Annotated in this window: 18 protein-coding genes and 1 tRNA gene; all 19 read left to right on the top strand. The window is 61.4% G+C overall.

The window, feature by feature from the left end; genetic code table 11:
- Positions 1-117: 117 nt before the first annotated feature.
- The 19 genes from H351_RS23430 to H351_RS23340 all read left to right on the top strand — a co-directional run bounded on the left by H351_RS23430 (position 118) and on the right by H351_RS23340 (position 17,261).
- A tRNA-Trp gene (locus tag H351_RS23430) sits at positions 118-190 on the top strand.
- A gap of 31 nt (positions 191-221) precedes the next feature.
- Complete coding sequence (gene secE / locus H351_RS23425; RefSeq protein ID WP_020968963.1) at positions 222-725, top strand: preprotein translocase subunit SecE; 504 nt, start codon at positions 222-224, stop codon at positions 723-725.
- A gap of 84 nt (positions 726-809) precedes the next feature.
- The gene (nusG, locus tag H351_RS23420; protein WP_003942049.1) at positions 810-1,646 is read left to right on the top strand and encodes a transcription termination/antitermination protein NusG; all 837 of its coding nucleotides are present in this window, start codon (positions 810-812) and stop codon (positions 1,644-1,646) included.
- Positions 1,647-1,712: 66 nt separating this feature from the next.
- Complete coding sequence (gene rplK, locus H351_RS23415) at positions 1,713-2,147, top strand: 50S ribosomal protein L11 (RefSeq protein WP_003941896.1); 435 nt, start codon at positions 1,713-1,715, stop codon at positions 2,145-2,147.
- Positions 2,148-2,256: 109 nt separating this feature from the next.
- Entirely contained in the window at positions 2,257-2,976 is a 720-nt protein-coding gene (rplA, locus tag H351_RS23410) for a 50S ribosomal protein L1 (RefSeq protein WP_003941982.1), read from the top strand.
- 135 nt (positions 2,977-3,111) lie between these two features.
- On the top strand, positions 3,112-3,804 hold the full coding sequence (locus H351_RS23405) for a hypothetical protein (protein WP_029254862.1): 693 nt from the start codon (positions 3,112-3,114) through the stop codon (positions 3,802-3,804).
- A 452-nt stretch (positions 3,805-4,256) separates the two neighbouring features.
- Entirely contained in the window at positions 4,257-4,841 is a 585-nt protein-coding gene (gene rplJ / locus H351_RS23400; protein WP_003942074.1) for a 50S ribosomal protein L10, read from the top strand.
- A 78-nt stretch (positions 4,842-4,919) separates the two neighbouring features.
- Positions 4,920-5,306, top strand: coding sequence for a 50S ribosomal protein L7/L12 (gene rplL / locus H351_RS23395; protein WP_003941857.1), 387 nt, complete (start codon positions 4,920-4,922; stop codon positions 5,304-5,306).
- 259 nt (positions 5,307-5,565) lie between these two features.
- On the top strand, positions 5,566-6,687 hold the full coding sequence (locus tag H351_RS23390; RefSeq protein WP_024487305.1) for an ABC transporter ATP-binding protein: 1,122 nt from the start codon (positions 5,566-5,568) through the stop codon (positions 6,685-6,687).
- 9 nt (positions 6,688-6,696) lie between these two features.
- Complete coding sequence (locus H351_RS23385; protein WP_003942038.1) at positions 6,697-7,491, top strand: MlaE family ABC transporter permease; 795 nt, start codon at positions 6,697-6,699, stop codon at positions 7,489-7,491.
- Between the two features lie 5 nt (positions 7,492-7,496).
- Positions 7,497-8,357 (top strand): MlaE family ABC transporter permease, encoded by an 861-nt coding sequence (locus tag H351_RS23380; protein ID WP_003941894.1) that lies wholly within the window; start codon positions 7,497-7,499, stop codon positions 8,355-8,357.
- Complete coding sequence (locus H351_RS23375; protein WP_019744311.1) at positions 8,354-9,715, top strand: MCE family protein; 1,362 nt, start codon at positions 8,354-8,356, stop codon at positions 9,713-9,715. The genes H351_RS23380 and H351_RS23375 overlap by 4 nt, the downstream gene beginning before the upstream one ends.
- A complete protein-coding gene (locus tag H351_RS23370) occupies positions 9,712-10,791 on the top strand; it encodes an MCE family protein (RefSeq protein ID WP_019744310.1) in 1,080 nt (359 codons plus the stop codon). Before H351_RS23375 ends, H351_RS23370 begins: the two co-directional genes overlap by 4 nt.
- Positions 10,788-11,783, top strand: a complete 996-nt coding sequence (locus H351_RS23365; protein WP_003942053.1) for an MCE family protein — start codon at positions 10,788-10,790, stop codon at positions 11,781-11,783. The genes H351_RS23370 and H351_RS23365 overlap by 4 nt, the downstream gene beginning before the upstream one ends.
- The gene (locus H351_RS23360) at positions 11,783-13,036 is read left to right on the top strand and encodes an MCE family protein (RefSeq protein WP_003941941.1); all 1,254 of its coding nucleotides are present in this window, start codon (positions 11,783-11,785) and stop codon (positions 13,034-13,036) included. Before H351_RS23365 ends, H351_RS23360 begins: the two co-directional genes overlap by 1 nt.
- Positions 13,033-14,310, top strand: a complete 1,278-nt coding sequence (locus H351_RS23355; RefSeq protein ID WP_020906821.1) for an MCE family protein — start codon at positions 13,033-13,035, stop codon at positions 14,308-14,310. The genes H351_RS23360 and H351_RS23355 overlap by 4 nt, the downstream gene beginning before the upstream one ends.
- The gene (locus H351_RS23350) at positions 14,307-15,554 is read left to right on the top strand and encodes an MCE family protein (protein ID WP_019744308.1); all 1,248 of its coding nucleotides are present in this window, start codon (positions 14,307-14,309) and stop codon (positions 15,552-15,554) included. The genes H351_RS23355 and H351_RS23350 overlap by 4 nt, the downstream gene beginning before the upstream one ends.
- Positions 15,555-15,653: 99 nt before the next feature.
- The gene (locus H351_RS23345; protein WP_019744307.1) at positions 15,654-16,382 is read left to right on the top strand and encodes a hypothetical protein; all 729 of its coding nucleotides are present in this window, start codon (positions 15,654-15,656) and stop codon (positions 16,380-16,382) included.
- A gap of 45 nt (positions 16,383-16,427) precedes the next feature.
- Positions 16,428-17,261 (top strand): hypothetical protein, encoded by an 834-nt coding sequence (locus H351_RS23340; RefSeq protein ID WP_029254863.1) that lies wholly within the window; start codon positions 16,428-16,430, stop codon positions 17,259-17,261.
- Positions 17,262-17,371 lie beyond the last annotated feature (110 nt).

Here is a 17,371-nt window from a genome sequence, read left to right as displayed (position 1 = left end):
TTCCTCAGCGCTGCGCGCTGCCCTGAATGTTGCAAGACATTCACCTCGGGTAGCGCGTATGTTGTGTGATCGCAGAAGGGTTGATTCAGGCAGGGTCCACCTGTCGATGTCAACCAAAGGGGCGTAGCTCAACTGGCAGAGCAGCGGTCTCCAAAACCGCAGGTTGCAGGTTCAAGTCCTGTCGCCCCTGCCCCCGGATGCCAGCGACTGAGAGGAACGACGTGAGCGAGGAGCGCGCCAAGCGCGACGCCGACACTTCGGATGCGGAGACTTCAACGTCTGCCGATTCGACCGGTGTCGACGACACTGCAGCTGACGCGACTACGCGTTCCGATCTGTCGTTGGACAAGGACGGTGCCGAGAAGGCTCCCTCCGCATCCAGTGGGGTTTCCAACAAGCCGACCGGCAAGCGCGCTGCACGCGGCGCCTCGGTCAGCGCGTCCACCGTGAAGACTCCGGCCCGGACGGCATCCCGGACATCTTCGGCCAAGCCGACTGCAACGAACCCCGGCAAGAAGCCCAAGGCGAAGAAGGACAACATCTTCAAGCGCCTGCGCAAATTCTTCCGCGAGGTCATCGCAGAACTCCGTAAGGTCATCTGGCCGAACCGCAAGCAGATGATCACCTACACCAGCGTCGTGCTGACGTTCGTGGTCTTCATGGTCGCTTTCATCAGCGGCGTCGATATCGCTGTGATCAAGGGTGTCACCTGGCTGTTCGGCTGATCGCCGTAGCAGTCGGGCGTCTTTGCCTGCGAGCGCGACAAGACCCGACCCGGGTCCGAGTAACGAGAGGAAGCGAGTGCCCCAGTGAGCACCCCCGAGAACGACACGAATGAGGCTTTGGCCGAAGAGCGTGTTTCTGCCGAGGCGGCAGCCGAAGTAGACGTCGTGGTTGCCGAAGGCACCGATGCAGACGTTGCCGAAGGCACTGATGCAGACGCTGCAGCGACCGAGGACGTCATCTCCGACGATGCCGAGAACTCCGACGAGGCCGCTCCCGCCGCCGAGCTCGAGGTCGAGGATCCCGTTGCCGAACTCAAGGCTGCGCTGCGTCGCGCACCGGGTGACTGGTACGTCATCCACTCGTACGCCGGTTACGAGAACAAGGTCAAGACCAACCTCGAGACTCGCGTTCAGAACCTCGACGTCGGTGACTACATCTTCCAGGTGGAAGTTCCCACCGAAGAGGTCACCGAGATCAAGAACGGCCAGCGCAAGCAGGTCAATCGCAAGGTTCTGCCCGGATACATCCTCGTTCGCATGGAGCTCAACGACGAGTCGTGGGGCGCAGTGCGCAACACGCCTGGCGTCACCGGTTTTGTCGGTGCCACGTCGCGTCCCTCGCCGCTGACCCTCAACGAGGTCGTCAAGTTCCTGCTCCCGCAGCAGGAGCAGAAGAAGCAGCAGGCTGCAGCGGCCGCCGTCGCAGCAGGCGAGGCACCGTCCGAGTCCTTCGGCAAGCCCCTCATCGAGGTCGACTTCGAGGTCGGCGAGTCGGTCACCGTCATGGACGGCCCGTTCGCAACCCTTCCGGCCAGCATCAGCGAGGTCAACGGCGAGCAGCAGAAGCTCAAGGTTCTCGTGTCGATCTTCGGTCGTGAAACCCCGGTTGAGCTCAACTTCAACCAGGTCGCGAAGATCTGACCACCCCAAAACTTGCAATTTGTTCGACGCAAGACACACACCCAAGCTAGAAACTAGGAACTAGAGATGCCCCCAAAGAAGAAGAAGCTCGCCGGGCTCATCAAGCTGCAGATCCAGGCAGGTCAGGCTAACCCTGCACCTCCCGTGGGTCCCGCGCTCGGTCAGCACGGCGTGAACATCATGGAGTTCTGCAAGGCCTACAACGCGGCGACTGAGTCCCAGCGCGGCAACGTTGTGCCGGTCGAGATCTCGGTCTACGAAGACCGGACCTTCGATTTCAAGCTGAAGACCCCTCCCGCCGCCAAGCTGCTCCTCAAGGCAGCCGGCGTCGCCAAGGGCTCCGGCGAACCGCACAAGACCAAGGTTGCCTCGGTGACCATGGATCAGGTGCGCGAAATCGCGAAGACCAAGGCTGAAGACCTCAATGCCAATGACATCGAGCAGGCCGCGAAGATCATCGCCGGCACCGCTCGTTCCATGGGCATCACGGTCCAGGGCTAATAGTCCGCTCCACAGCACTACGTGGGAGGGCCGGCCAGGCCCCGACCACAACTGAACCATTCACCACTGCACAGGTAATTCGCTGCAGTGATAAGTAAGGACAGAACAAATGGCAAAGCGCAGCAAGGCGTACCTCGCCGCCGCTGAGAAGATCGACGCAGACAAGCTCTACAGCCCGCTTCAGGCTGCAAAGCTCGCCAAGGAGACGTCGTCCACCAAGATGGATGCAACCGTTGAGGTTGCAGTTCGTCTGGGCGTCGACCCCCGTAAGGCTGACCAGATGGTCCGCGGAACGGTCAACCTGCCCCACGGCACCGGTAAGACCGCTCGCGTCATCGTGTTCGCTGTTGGCGAGAAGGCAGCAGAAGCCGAGGCTGCAGGCGCTGACGTAGTCGGTGCAGAAGACCTGATCGAGCGCATCCAGGGTGGATGGGTCGATTTCGACGCCGCAATCGCGACTCCTGATCAGATGGCCAAGGTCGGCCGCATCGCCCGTGTCCTCGGACCGCGTGGCCTGATGCCGAACCCGAAGACGGGCACCGTCACGGCGGATGTCACCAAGGCTGTCAACGACATCAAGGGCGGAAAGATCAACTTCCGCGTCGACAAGCAGGCCAACCTGCACTTCGTCATCGGCAAGGCATCGTTCGACGATGAGAAGCTGGTGGAGAACTACGGCGCAGCCCTGGACGAGATCCTGCGTGCGAAGCCCTCGTCGGCCAAGGGTCGCTACGTGAAGAAGATCACGGTCTCGACCACCACCGGTCCGGGCATCCCGGTGGATCCGAACCGTACTCGCAACCTCCTCGAGGATGCTGCAGACGCGTAAGCAGTCCGCATACGAACAAGAAGGCCGGCAGGGATCACTCCCTGCCGGCCTTCTTGTCTGTTTCGGGAGAGGGTGATCCCTGCCGGTGGTATCGGTCCAACGGTGGTATCGATCCAACGGTGGCATCATCGGGGTATGCACGAAGCGTTCCAGTTCCTCGGAAACTTTTGGTGGCTGATCTTCGTTTTCGGCGGCACCATCGGTGGGGCGCTGAAAGGTGTCGCGGTTGCCAACGAAAGGCGGATCGAGCGCCGGCAAGAGCGCTTCCGGCTCAAGCAGGAGACCAAGGTCGCCATCGCGCAGGCCAACGCACAACATCACGCCGACGAAGAAACACAGCGCCGAGAGCTGGCCAAGGCCATCGAGCAGCACGATGCGGTCGACGCCCGATGGTTCTCGTACGAGCTCGATCCGGTCACACTGCTCGACACTCCGATGATGACGGACATGCGTGAGCCTTTGACGGCCGATTTTCATCGAGCCAAATATCGTGCCGATCTGCTCCGTCCAGGCAATCCGGAGACGATGATCGGTAACCAGCAGGCACAAACCGAGTACCGCGAGGCGGTGCACGCTTACTCGATCGCCTTCGAGATCGCAGAAGCGGAGGCGAAACGTCGCCGACGGAGCGGATTCACCCTCGATGAACAAGAGCGCCTGGTACGGGCGCAACGTCTGCTGCGCCTGGCCATGGACGATGGCGCGACGCCACAGGAACGTCAGAGTGCGTATCGGAAGGCTCACAAAGAACTCGACGGGCTGCTGGTGCTGCCGGACCGAGCTCGGGCAGAGATCGAACAAAAGATCGCCAGGGCTATCGGTGCTTGAAGAAACCGGGTGCTTGAAGAAACCGGGTGCTTGAAGAAACCAGCTGCGTGACGAGGCCGATTTGGTTATGCAGCGAGTAGTCAGGTAGTCTTCGACGCGGAGTTCAGTGCTGGATATGAACTTCACCCCAAAATCATGTTCTACCCAAGACCGTTGGTGATTGCACTCAGTAATGAGTGTGGTTGAAAGTCCGGGAGTGCCCGGCGGCCCACGTAGGTGAACGAGGTAGGGGGATAGCTTGATGTAGTGGTTCTACAGTTTGCCTGGTTATGCACTGCTTTGCGTTGCATCGTTACGCTGATTCGTAAGCCTCTTCTTCATGTTTCCTCTGTACGCCCCGTGCGCTTGCGCCGGGGCGTTTTGCATGTCGCGGACTGTGTCTTCTCGGGTTCACCCGATGAGGTGCAGCGGTTCCTGAGTGGGACAACGACTGTCACGAGAGGAGGCGAAGTATGGCAAAGCCTGAGAAGGTTTCCGCAGTTGCGGAAATCACCGAGCAGTTCAAGGGTTCGACCGCCGCTGTGGTCACGGAATACCGTGGCCTTTCGGTTGGCAACATCACGACACTGCGACGCGCTCTCGGAGAAGGTGCCACCTACTCCGTCGCCAAGAACACCCTGGTCAAGCGTGCCGCCGCAGAGGCTGGCATCGAGGGCCTTGATGACCTGTTCGTTGGTCCGACCGCCATTGCATTCATCAAGGGCGAACCGGTCGACGCTGCGAAGGCTCTGAAGAACTTCGCTAAGGACAACAAGGCGCTCATCATCAAGGGCGGCTACATGGACGGCGCTGCGCTGTCCGTGGAAGAGGTCAACAAGATCGCGGATCTCGAATCCCGCGAAATCCTGTTGGCAAAGCTTGCCGGCGCGATGAAGGGCAACTTGGCAAAGGCCGCAGGCCTGTTCAATGCTCCCGCTTCGCAGATGGCCCGTTTGGCCGCTGCCCTGCAGGAGAAGAAGGCCGCAGAAGGCGGAGCCGCAGAGGCCCCCGCAGAGGCTGCCACCGAGGCTCCGGCCGAGGCCGAAGCCGAAAGCTGATCCGCACCCGCGCATCACTGCTATAACCCCGCCCGGTCGCGGATCAGCGACATGGGACTTACAGGAAGGACCGCCACAATGGCGAAGCTCAGCACCGAAGAGTTGTTGGACCAGTTCAAGGAGCTCACCCTCCTCGAGCTCTCGGAGTTCGTTAAGGCATTCGAGGAGACCTTCGAGGTCACCGCTGCTGCTCCCGTCGCCGTCGCCGCTGCAGGCGCACCGGCTGCCGGCGCAGAAGCTGCTGAAGAGCAGGACGAGTTCGACGTCGTCCTCGAGTCGGCTGGCGACAAGAAGATCCAGGTCATCAAGGTCGTCCGTGAGGTCGTTTCCGGCCTCGGCCTGAAGGAAGCCAAGGACCTCGTCGAGAGCGCTCCGAAGGCCATCCTCGAGAAGGTTGCCAAGGACGCCGCAGAGGCTGCCAAGGAAAAGCTCGAAGCTGCCGGCGCAAAGATCGTCATCAAGTAAGACGGTTTTCCCGCTGCTCTTCGCGAGTAGTAACGAAGAGGGCCACTCCCCACGGGGAGTGGCCCTCTTTTTTTGAACTTTTTTCGCGGGTGATATGTCGGAATCCATGCAGGTGGGAGGGGTGCCCGAACTAGGCTGTGACCTGAATTATGCTTCTTCCCTACTCGTTAGTAGTATTCGCAGTCACGGGTACCACTCCCATGCGATAGAGTGACCCAACCCACACGGGTGCATGCATGCAACGGACGTCGCGGAGGTAATGGTGGGAGTCGAGGTAGCGGTACAAGGACTGACAAAGTCTTTCGGGTCGCAGAGGATTTGGCAGGACGTGTCGTTGACACTTCCCGCGGGTGAGGTCAGCGCACTGCTCGGGCCTTCGGGTACCGGTAAGTCGGTGTTCCTGAAGTCCCTGATCGGACTGCTCCGCCCTGAACAAGGCTCCATTGTCATCGACGGCACGGACATCCTGCAGTGCTCCTCCAAGGAGCTCTACGAGATCCGCAAGCTGTTCGGCGTTCTGTTCCAGGACGGCGCACTGTTCGGCTCGATGAACTTGTACGACAACATCGCATTCCCGCTTCGTGAGCACACCAAGAAGTCGGAATCCGATATCCGCAAGATCGTGATGGAAAAGCTCGATCTCACGGGTCTGGTCGGCGCCGAGGACAAGCTTCCCGGTGAGATCTCCGGCGGTATGCGCAAGCGTGCCGGTCTTGCGCGTGCACTCGTTCTCGATCCCGAGATCATCCTCGTCGACGAGCCTGACTCCGGTCTGGATCCGGTGCGTACGACGTACATCAGCCAGACGCTGATCGACATCAACGCCCAGTCGGACGCGACGATTCTGATCGTCTCGCACAACATCAATCTCGCACGCACGGTGCCGGACAACATCGGCATGCTCTTCCGTCGTCAGTTGGTGATGTTCGGTCCTCGTGAGGTGCTGCTCACCTCTGACGAGCCCGTCGTCAAGCAGTTCCTCAACGGAACGATGATCGGTCCGATCGGTATGTCGGAGGAAAAGGACGAGGCTCAGATGGCGCACGAGCAGGCGCTCGTCGACGCCGGTCACCACGCCGGTGGTGTCGACGACGTCGAGGGCATCGTGCCGCAGATGAAGGCCACCCCCGGAAACCCGGAGCGTCAGGCTGTTCGTCGTCGCCAGGAGCGCGTCCGCCAGATCATGCACACCCTCCCAGCTAACGCTCAGGCGGCAATTCAGGACAGCCTCGACGAGGTTGACGGAACTGGGCAGTACGCTCCCCAGTACGCCGACGCGAGCGGCTATCAGGGGGAGTGGAACGACAACTCGCAAGACACGCAGGTCATTCCTGCATACGAGGGCGATCCCTACGGAAACACGACACACGGGCAAGGGTAGGCATATCGGATGGGGGTTACCCGCAACTCGGTTCTGAGTCCGGTCAACGGAGCATTAACTCAGGCCGGAAACATCGTCGAACTGTTTGTCGACGTCGTCAGGAATACGTTCCGGCGTCCATTTCAGTTCCGTGAGTTCATCGAGCAGGCCTGGTTCATCGCCAGCGTGACAATTTTGCCGACGGCATTGGTAGCCATTCCTTTCGGCGCCGTCGTCTCACTGCAGACCGGTTCGCTGATCAAGCAGTTGGGTGCAGAATCGTTCACCGGCGCTGCCAGCGTCCTGGCGGTGATCCAGCAGGGTAGCCCTCTGGTGACAGCATTGTTGGTCGCCGGTGCGGCCGGATCGGCCGTGACGGCCGACCTCGGTTCTCGAACCATTCGCGAAGAGATCGACGCGATGGAAGTCCTCGGAATCAATCCGATTCAGCGCCTGGTGGTTCCGCGTGTACTCGCGATGGTGCTGATCGCTGTGCTGCTCAACGGACTGGTGTCCGTAGTCGGTATCGCGGGTGGTTACTTCTTCAACGTGATCCTGCAGGGCGGTAACCCCGGTGCCTACATCTCCTCGTTCTCAGCTTTTGCGCAGCTACCGGACATTTGGAGCGGTGAGATCAAAGCCGCGGTGTTCGGTGTCATCGCCGGTGTGATCTCCGCGTACAAGGGACTCCACCCATCCGGTGGCCCGAAGGGCGTCGGTGAGGCGGTGAACCAGGCCGTCGTCATCACGTTCCTGCTGTTGTTCTTCGCCAATCTGATTCTGACGATGGTGTACCTCCAGATTGTGCCGGCGAAGGGATCTTGACCTAAATGACCATCGCACGAGGCCGCGGCGATCAGTTCCTGCTGAAGAGCCGCAAAGTTGCCAGAATTCCAGTGAACGCGTTGGACCGCGCGGGCGAGCAGATGTCGTTCTACGCGCGCGCCATCGCATGGACCCCGCGCACCCTGCATCGGTACCGGAAGGAGACGCTTCGGCTGCTCGCCGAAGTGACCTTCGGTAGCGGTGCGCTCGCAGTCATCGGCGGAACGATCGGTGTAATCGCGATGATGTCGGGATTCACCGGTGTCGTCGTCGGTCTGCAGGGCTTCGCCGCTCTGGAGCAGTTGGGTAGCTCGGTCCTGACCGGCTTCCTGTCCGCATACGTCAACACCCGTGAGATCGCTCCGATCGTTGCGGCTCTTGCGCTCTCGGCCACGGTGGGTTGTGGTTTCACCGCTCAACTCGGCGCTATGCGAATCTCCGAAGAGATCGATGCACTGGAGGTCATGGCAGTTCCGTCAGTGCCGTTCCTGGTCACGACCCGCATGATCGCCGGCTTCGTCGCCGTCATCCCGCTGTACATCGTGGGTCTGCTTGCGGCGTACCTCGCGTCGCGAGTGATCAGTACCGTGTTCAACGGGCAGTCGACGGGCTCGTACGACCACTACTTCAATCTGTTCCTGCCACCGCAGGACGTGCTGTATTCGTTTGCGAAAGTCCTGGTCTTCGCCTTCGTGCTGATTCTGATCCACTGCTACTACGGGTTCCATGCCTCGGGTGGTCCCGCAGGCGTCGGCGTGGCCGTCGGCCGCGCTGTTCGCGCCGCAATCGTCACGATCGCCGTTCTCGACTTCTTCCTCAGCCTCGCAATCTGGGGCACCACGACGACAGTGAGGGTGGCCGGATGATCGAGGCTCCGTCAGTCCTGCGCCGCCGTGTGCTCGGACTCGTGTTCTTCGTGGTGTTGGCACTGTTCCTGGCCTTCACCATCGGAACCTTCAACAAGACGTTCAAGGACGTCGTGAAGATCGACCTCGTCACCGACACCGTCGGAAATGCATTGCCACCTAACGCGGACGTCAAGGTTCGTGGTCTGCTGGTCGGCGAGGTGCGATCCGCGTCGACAAAAGACGGCCAGGTCACCTCGGTCCTCGCGATCGAACCGGACAAGGCTGATCTGATTCCGTCGAACGTGACGGCACGTCTGCTCCCGAAGACGCTTTTCGGTGAGCGCTACGTCTCCCTGATCATTCCGGAGGGAACCACCGCTGCTCCGATTTCCGCGGGAACGGTGATCCAGCAGGACAAGAGCGGAAACGCTGTCGAGGTCGGCGACGTTCTGGACGGACTGCTCCCACTTCTGCAGGCGATTCCGCCGCAGGATCTGGCGAACACTCTCGGTTCTCTCGCGCAGGGTCTGACGGGACGCGGCGCTGAGCTCGGTCTGACGGTCGATCGTCTCGAGGAGATCTTCCGCGGCGTCAACACCGAGCTGCCCGCGGTGCAAGAGGATCTGCGCAAGTTCGCGGACTTCTCCCAGACATACTCGGACGCTGCGCCCGATCTGATCAACGCTCTCGACAATCTGCGGACGACCGGTAACACGGTGGTGCAGAAGCAGGACCAGTTGCGGACTCTGCTGGCGTCGCTCACCGTGACATCGTCGGACACCGCAGCCTTCCTCGAAGCGAACTCGTCCTCGATCATCACGCTCGCTGCGGATTCGAAGGAAGCTCTCCAGCTTCTGGCTCAGTACTCACCGACGTTCGGGTGCACGTTCAAGGGCTTCTCGGACACCGCCCCGGAAGCTGCCAAGATCCTGTCCACCGATGCGCCCAATCCTGGTGTGCGTGCGAGTATTCAGATCGTGAACCCCAAGGGTCGCTACCTGCCCAACCAGGACGAGCCACGGCTAGTCGACAACCGCGGCCCGGTTTGCTACGACAACGTGACCGAGCCAGGTCGTCCGTTCCCGCAGTACCCCGGTGGTTCGTACGGTGACGGTTCCTACCAGGTTCCTTCCCGCAATCCCGGTCCCGCCACCATGGAATTCCTGCCTGCACCCGAGGGCTCAGGACCTCAGTTGTTCTCGACCAACAACAGCGGTCCTGCTCAGCAGGCCGGCTACGCGGGCTCGAAACTCGAAGAGGATACGTTGAAGGTGATCTACGGACAGGCCAACGGTGTTGCGCCGGACGATGTTCCGGCGTGGACCACGATGGTCAGTGCTCCGGCATTTTCCGGTGCGGAGGTGAGCGTCCAATGAGAGGACTCGCAGCTCCACTGACAAAGCTCATCATCTTCGTGGTGGTCACCGTCCTGGCAACAGGATTGCTGGCCGCCAGCATCGCCAACCTCGGCGGCGGCGGAGGCACCAAGTTCAACGCAGTGTTCTCCGACGTCACTTCGCTGAACGAGGGTGACGAGGTGCGCATCGCCGGTGTTCGTGTCGGACAGGTCGAGAAGATCGCGATCGTCAACGACAACCAGGCCGAGGTGCAGTTCTCGGTGTCCGACCGTGATTGGTTGCCTGCCAGTTCCATCGCCACGATCCGGTTCCGCAACCTGGTCGGGCAGCGATACATTTCGCTCTCGCAAGGTGAAGGCAGCCAGGGGCAGAAGATCACCGGCGGCGACACCCTGCCGTTGGCGCAGACTCGCCCGGCAGTAAATCTCACGACGCTGTTCAACGGCTTCAAGCCGCTGTTCACCACCCTGAGCGCTGACGACGTCAACAAGCTGTCCTACCAGATCATCCAGGTCTTCCAGGGGGAGTCCGGCACCATCAGCGAACTCGTCCGCAACACAGCGAGTTTGACCAACACCGTCGCGGACAAGGACGCCGTCATCGGGGCGGTGATCAAGAACCTCAACGACGTTCTCGACACCGTCAATGCGAACGACAAGAACCTCGATTCGCTGATCGTCAATACCCAGCAACTCGTCACCGGGTTGGCCAACGAGCGCGGTGTCGTCGGTTCGGCCGTCACCTCACTCGCCGGGTTGACCGATGCCACGGCAGATCTGCTCGAGCCGACGCGGCCGTCGATTCAGGGCTCGATCACGGCGCTCAACACGCTGGCGACCACACTCAACCGTCGTAGTGACGATGTGAACGCGGTGCTCGAGACCTTGCCGGTCAAGCTCGACAAGCTCGCTCGCGTAGCGAGTTACGGTTCCTGGTTCCAGTTCTACCTGTGCGGAATCGACATCGTTGCCGGTCCAGGACAGTCTGCCTCGCTGAATCTGCCCACCGGCCTGCCGACGGTCAATCAGCCGATTTACACCAACGCGGCCACGCGATGCACTCAAGACGGTATGAGGGAGTTGCAAGGTCGATGAGTAAACGTCGCAGTCCGGCAATGGCCGGAGCCATCGGTATCTTCGTGGTGCTGTTGGCCACTTTGTCCGCGTTCTTCCTCGATTCGCTTCCGTTCGTGGGAGCAGGCTCGTCCTACTCCGCCGAGTTCTCCGAAGCTGCGGGTCTCAAGCCTGGCAACGAGGTTCGTATCGCCGGCGTGAAGGTCGGCAAGGTCACTTCCGTCGACCTCGACGGTGACCGTGTTCTCGTCGACTTCAAGGTCAGTGACGCGTGGGTGGGAGATCAAACCTCTGCGTCCATTCAGATCAAGACGATTCTGGGACAGAAGTACCTCGCACTCGATCCGCGCGGAACCGACAACCTCGATCCCAAGGACCGGATTCCGCTCGAGCGCACCACCTCTCCGTACGACGTCGTTCAGGCCTTCTCGGCAGCGGCGGACACCGTCGGCGACATCGACACCGACCAGTTGGCGAAGAGCATGGAGACGTTGTCCCAGGCATTCTCCGAGACACCTGGCGATGTCCGCGCTTCGCTCGACGGTGTCAGCCGGCTGTCGCAGACGATTGCGAGCCGCGATCAGGACCTGCAGAAGCTCTTCGCCGCCACCGGGAAGACGTCGCAGATTCTTGCGGATCGCAACAAGGAGTTCACCCAGCTGATCCGAGACGGCGGACTTCTGGTGCAGGAGCTCAACAATCGCCAGCAAGCGATTTCGCAGCTGCTCACCGGAACTCAGCGCGTCTCTCAGCAGCTCACCGGTCTCGTTCGCGACAACGAGGCGGCAATCGGGCCGGCGCTGACGCAGCTCAACGGCGTCATCGACATCTTGAAGGCCAACAACGAGAACTTGGACAAGGCACTGAAGCTCTACGAACCCTTCATTCGCTTGTACGCCAACGTGGTCGGCAACGGCCGTTGGTTCGACCAGGTCGTCGTGAACCTCCTTCCGCCGGGTCTGCCGGATATTCCGGGCTACCGTGACCCCGTTCGTACGTTGGGAGGCAACTGATGGCTGATACTGCCGAAGCCGGAAGCGGCTCCAAGAAGCGCTCGGTCGCGATCATCGCCGCTGTTCTGATCGGGTTACTCGTAATCGGTGGCGCGCTGTGGTGGGTGTTCACTCGCGCCGGTACCACCAAGATCACCGCCTACTTCGACAAGTCGGTGGGTATCTACGACGGTTCCGACGTTCGTGTTCTCGGTGTCAAGGTCGGCACCGTCGAATCCGTCGAACCTCAGGGAGATCAGGTCAAGGTCGAGTTGCGCGTCGATCGTGGGATCGACATCCCCGCCGGTGCCAGTGCCGCTCAGATCACGCCTTCGGTGGTTGCCGACCGCTACATCCAGCTGACACCGGTCTTCACCGGCGGCGACAAGATGGCCAGCGGTGCAGTCATTCCTATCGAGAAGACGGCGACGCCCGTCGAGGTCGACCAGTTGTACTCCAGCATCGACGAACTCGCGTCGGCGCTCGGTCCTGAAGGTGCCAACAAGAACGGAGCACTGTCCGATTTCGTAGAGACAGGTGCGGCCAACCTCGAGGGCAACGGTGAAGCGTTGGGAGACAGCATCACCAACCTCTCGGATGCCGCACGGACGCTCAACGATTCGCGTGACAACATCTCGCTCACCATCAAGAACCTGGATACTTTCGTGGGCGCTCTCGCGGCCAACGATCAGCAGGTGCGCCAGTTCAACACTCAGTTGTCGGACCTGACCGGATTCTTGGCAGGTGAGCGCGACGATCTCGGTGCCGCTTTGAACCAGCTCTCGATTGCTCTCGGCGACGTCGCGAAGTTCGTGGCAGACAACCGTGATCAACTGGTCCAGACAACCGAGGGTCTCGTCGAACCGACACAGACATTGGCGAACAACAAGGAAGCCCTGGCCAACACGCTCACCATGCTTCCGTTGGCGATCTCCAACCTGGTCAACTCGTACGACGCCGAATCAGGTGTGCTGGCTTCACGTCTGGCGTTCCCTGATCTTCAGAACCCGGCCGGCGTGCTCTGCAAGTTGATGGACCTCGGCAAGCTGTTGCCCGGTGATCCTCGGTTCGAGGCATTGGGAAGGCAGATGCAACCGGCTATCGACCAGTGCGCAAACGTCGCGGCGATGACCGACGCAGCCAATCAGGCTGCAGGCCTGAACCTTCCCTTCGGCATCCTTGCCGGTTCCGAACGACAGATGCAGGTAGTTCCGGGCACTGTGCCCGGCGTCGTGTCACCGCGACTGACCAGTGGAAACGGGGAGGGCGAGTGAAGCGTTCATTGATAGTCGGCGCCGGACTGTGCGCCGTCCTGATCTCGGCAACAGCCTGCTCGTCCGAGGGAATCTACGCGGTTCCGCTTCCCGGCGGTCCCGATGTGGGTTCCGATCCGATGCACTTGACCATTCAGTTCGACGATGTCTTGGACCTTGTTCCGCAGTCCGCTGTGAAGGTCGACGGTGTTCCGGTCGGTCGAGTCGACGACGTGTCGGTCGGACCGGACGGATGGACCGCGGACGTCGGAATCATCCTCGACTCGTCGGTTGATCTACCCGCCAACGCAATTGCCGCGGTCGAGCAGACCAACCTGCTCGGCGAGAAGTTCATCCAGTTGTCGGCCCCGCCGTCCGGACCGGACTCTGCGAAGCTGGCCGACGGAGACCTGATTCCGCTCGATCGCACTCGCCACGCCACGGAGATCGAGCAGGTTCTCGGCGCATTGTCGCTGCTGCTCAACGGCGGCGGTGTGGGCCAGTTGCAACCCATCGTCGAAGAACTCGGGGCCGCATTCGACGGTCGCGAGGGCAAGACGAGAAGTCTTCTGGAGCAGGCGAACACACTCATCGGTGGACTCAACGAACAGCGTGACGACATCACCCGCGCGCTCGACGGCCTGGATGTGCTCTCGACCCGCGTCAACGATCAGAACGAGAAGATCGGGAAGATTCTCGAGGAACTCCCCGTTGCGACACAGGTTCTCAACGAGCAGCGCCCGCAGCTGACGCAGATGCTTGCTCAGGTGGATCGACTCGGAACAGTGGGAACCGACGTCCTCACGCAGTCCAAGGACGATCTGATCGCCGATCTTCAGGCTCTGCGTCCAACTCTGCAGGCGCTCGCAGACTCCGGTGACGACTTCGTCGGGGCACTTCCTTTCCTTCCGACGTTCCCGTTCCCGGACGGTGTCGAGAAGATTGCGCAGGGTGGTTCCGTGAACCTCTTCCTGAGCGTCGACTTGCAGATCGGCAACACTCTCTCGGGTCTCGGTGTCGGACAGGGTGAACCGGAATACCGTCAGCCGAAGTTCGGCAATCCCAAGCCGGTGGTAGATCCGTCCAACCCGTACTACAACGGAAACGGACCGCGGCCGGGTTGGCCGACGGTGTCGCTGCTGCCGATTGCTCCGATCCTGCCGCAGATCCCCGTCGTCGCCGGTCTACCCGCCACCACGGCCGGTGACCCGGCAACACCGGCTCCGGCAGCGGACCCACTCAACCCCATCCAGGGAATGCTGGAACAGTTCGGAATCGGTGGTGATGGACAGTGAGATCAGCTCTGGTCAGATGGCAGCTCGTCGGCTTCGTGGTGGTCGCGCTTCTGGGTCTCATCTACGTCGGCGCCAAGTACGTGCGTCTGGACAACCTCATGGGGTTCGGTCAGTACACGGTCAAGACCGAATTGGCCACGTCCGGTGGAATTTTCACCAACGCCGAAGTGACGTATCGCGGTGTGCCGGTCGGTCGAGTGGGCGACATGTCGTTGACCGAGGACGGAATTCAGGTCGACCTGAAGATCGACAACAGTGCTCCGGAGATTCCCGCGTCGGCCCGTGCAGTCGTGGCCAACCGCTCCGCCATCGGTGAGCAGTACGTCGACCTTCAGCCCGATACCGATCAGGGACCGTTCCTCGCGGACGGCTCGGTGATCGCGGTGGGGGACACCACAACTCCGATCCCGATCGAGGATGTGCTGACCAGTGCCAACGGCTTGGTCAAGTCCGTGCCGGTCGACGCGCTCCACACCGTCGCCGTCGAACTCGGTGCCGCATTCAACGGCAAGGGCGAGGACATTCAGGTCCTGGCCGATTCGCTGTCCGGTCTCTCGCAGTCCGGGCTCGACACTCTGCCTCAGACGCTCGCGCTGATTCGGAACAGTGAGACGGTACTGACGACGCAGTCGGATCAGTCCTCCGCGATCAAGCAGTTCAGTACCGATCTCGATGCTGTCACGGCGCAGTTGCGGACCAGCGATCCGGACATCCGTCGCTTGATCGACAACGGCATCCCGGCCAGCGATCAGATCGGTGCCCTCATCAACGAGGCGGGCCCGAGCCTGACGACTGACCTGACCAATCTTGCCGCGACCACCAAGACGCTTGCACCCCGAACGATCGCGCTGCAGCCGTTCCTGATCTTCCTTCCCGGCCTGGCCGCTGCCGCACCGACGGTTGCTCCCGGCGACGGAACGGTCCATCAGGGCTTGGTGCTCGAGACCAATAATCCGCTCTCGTGCACGGTGGGTTACGAAGGCACCATGGCGATCCTGGACGAGATGAAACGTCAGAATCCCAACTTCGACGACACCCAGCAGGATTTCCCGCTCAACACCGCGGCGTCGTGTGAGACGCCGCTGGGCAGCGAGACGGGCGTCCGCAGTGCCAACCGCGTGGTGTACGCCGATCCCGACACGATCCAGCCTTGGGACTTCAAGCCGAAGGTCGATCCGGACAAGTTGAACCTCAACCCGATCGCGACGCAGTTGGCGCCGTTGCTCGGAGTGACACCGAAGTAGACCGATCCGAATGTGGTCGAGTTTGTGCAGTTCAGGCTACTGAGTTGTGGCAGTTGACGATTCGCGGCCAGAGGCTGGGCAAAACATGTAAGTAGGGTAGTGAGTGTGATTCAGAGAAACAGTTCCCCGCAGTCCGGCGGGCCCGAGCAAGTCGAATCGGGAGCGCCGACAACCGGTAGACCGAAGGGGCTGACAGCGTCTCTGATTGCGGTCGGTGTCTTGCTTCTGGCGGCAGTGGTTGCGCTCGGTGTGTTCGGCGTCCCGTACGTTCGGGCGCTCACCACCGACCGCACCACCGCCGAGATGCGTGACGACGCGCTGATCGGTGCGCAGCAAGTCGCGATCAACCTCAACAATGCGGATTCGGCCAATCTCGACCAGTCGATCGAGAACATGCGTTCTTCGGTGACCGGTGACGAGATGACGACGTATCTGCAGACCGTTCAGGATTCCATCACCGACGAGTTGCGTAACTCGGGTTCGAAGGCTGATACCGAAGTTGTGCAGTCCGCGCTGACCGAGCTCAATACCGATGACCGGACCGCCACGGCACTGGTCGTCGTTCGAGTCACCACGACCCAGGGCAACCAGTTCGTCAAGAATCAGCTCGGCATGCGCCTGGGCATGGTCGAGGTCGACGGGGTCTGGAAGGCGCAGTCCGCTGATCCGATCGGATCGCGGCTCGATCTCGGCTCGGGCACTCTGCCGGCTGCCGACGGCTCCACGCCTGCTCCTGACGCAACGCCCGCACCCGGTTCGGGGACCGAAGCACCTGCATCCGGTGCTCCTGCACCGACAACCGAGGGTGGTGATTCCGGTGGCCAGTAGTTCGTCGAACCTGCACACCGACATCCCTCGAAGGAGAAGCGCGTAATGCCACCCAAACGTCGTACCGGCGGACCGTCCTCCCCTCAGAACCGTCGGCCGAAGATCGCTGGAAGCGCTCGTTCGCTCAACGTCCCCGCGGGGACGTCCGACTCGGACCCGGTCGAGCCCACGATCGAACAGCCGGAAGAAGAGACACAGGAGGTTGCGAAGCCGACGCTCACGAAGGCCGAGTCCGGCGACATCGAGCCGCCGAAGTCGGAAACCGACGCTCCGGAATCCACACCAGGCCCCGATCTGACCAAACCGGCGAAAACCGTCGCAGACGAGCCCAAGGCCCCTGCTACCCCGGAGACGGGCGCGAGGGAGTCGGCGACAACACCTACACAATCCAAGGCCGGTTGGCGCCTGGTCGCGATCCTGGGGGCCGCAGCGGTCATCGTCGCGATCCTCGCCGGCATCGCCTTCTTCAAAGTCGGCGCGAAGGCGGACGACATCGCCTGGGTGGACGAAGGCGCCACGGCTGAGGTTCTTCGTGTGACGCCGTCGGCGTTGGCTGCAGTCTTCACGTTCTCGCCCGACACGTTCGACGCCGATTTCGACAAGGGTGTACAGGGCCTGAACCAGTCGATGCGCGATCAGCTGACGCAGTACAAGGACACGCAGAAGGCCGGCGTCGAACAAACTCAGACGGCAACGACCGCTGATGTCCCGCTGATCGGGATCACACGACTCGAGAAGGACCGGGCGCAGTTGCTCGCCCAACTGAACGTCAGCTCGACGCAGAACGGCGTGGCGGCAGACTCTCGCTCCGGAATGGTCATCGTGAGCCTGGAGAAGCAGGACGGAAACTGGCTGATCTCGGAGATTCGCGACCAGTAGCTCGGAGATTCGCGACCAGTACCAGCGCGAAGATCTGGACCGACGCACGATGTCGGTCCAGATTTTTCGTATGTGACGCCGTTGCTGGCTACACTTCCGGTGGCAGTGTT

Source organism: Rhodococcus erythropolis R138 (assembly GCF_000696675.2).
Lineage (GTDB): Bacteria > Actinomycetota > Actinomycetes > Mycobacteriales > Mycobacteriaceae > Rhodococcus_F > Rhodococcus_F erythropolis.
This window is presented reverse-complemented; position numbering and strand designations above follow the sequence as displayed.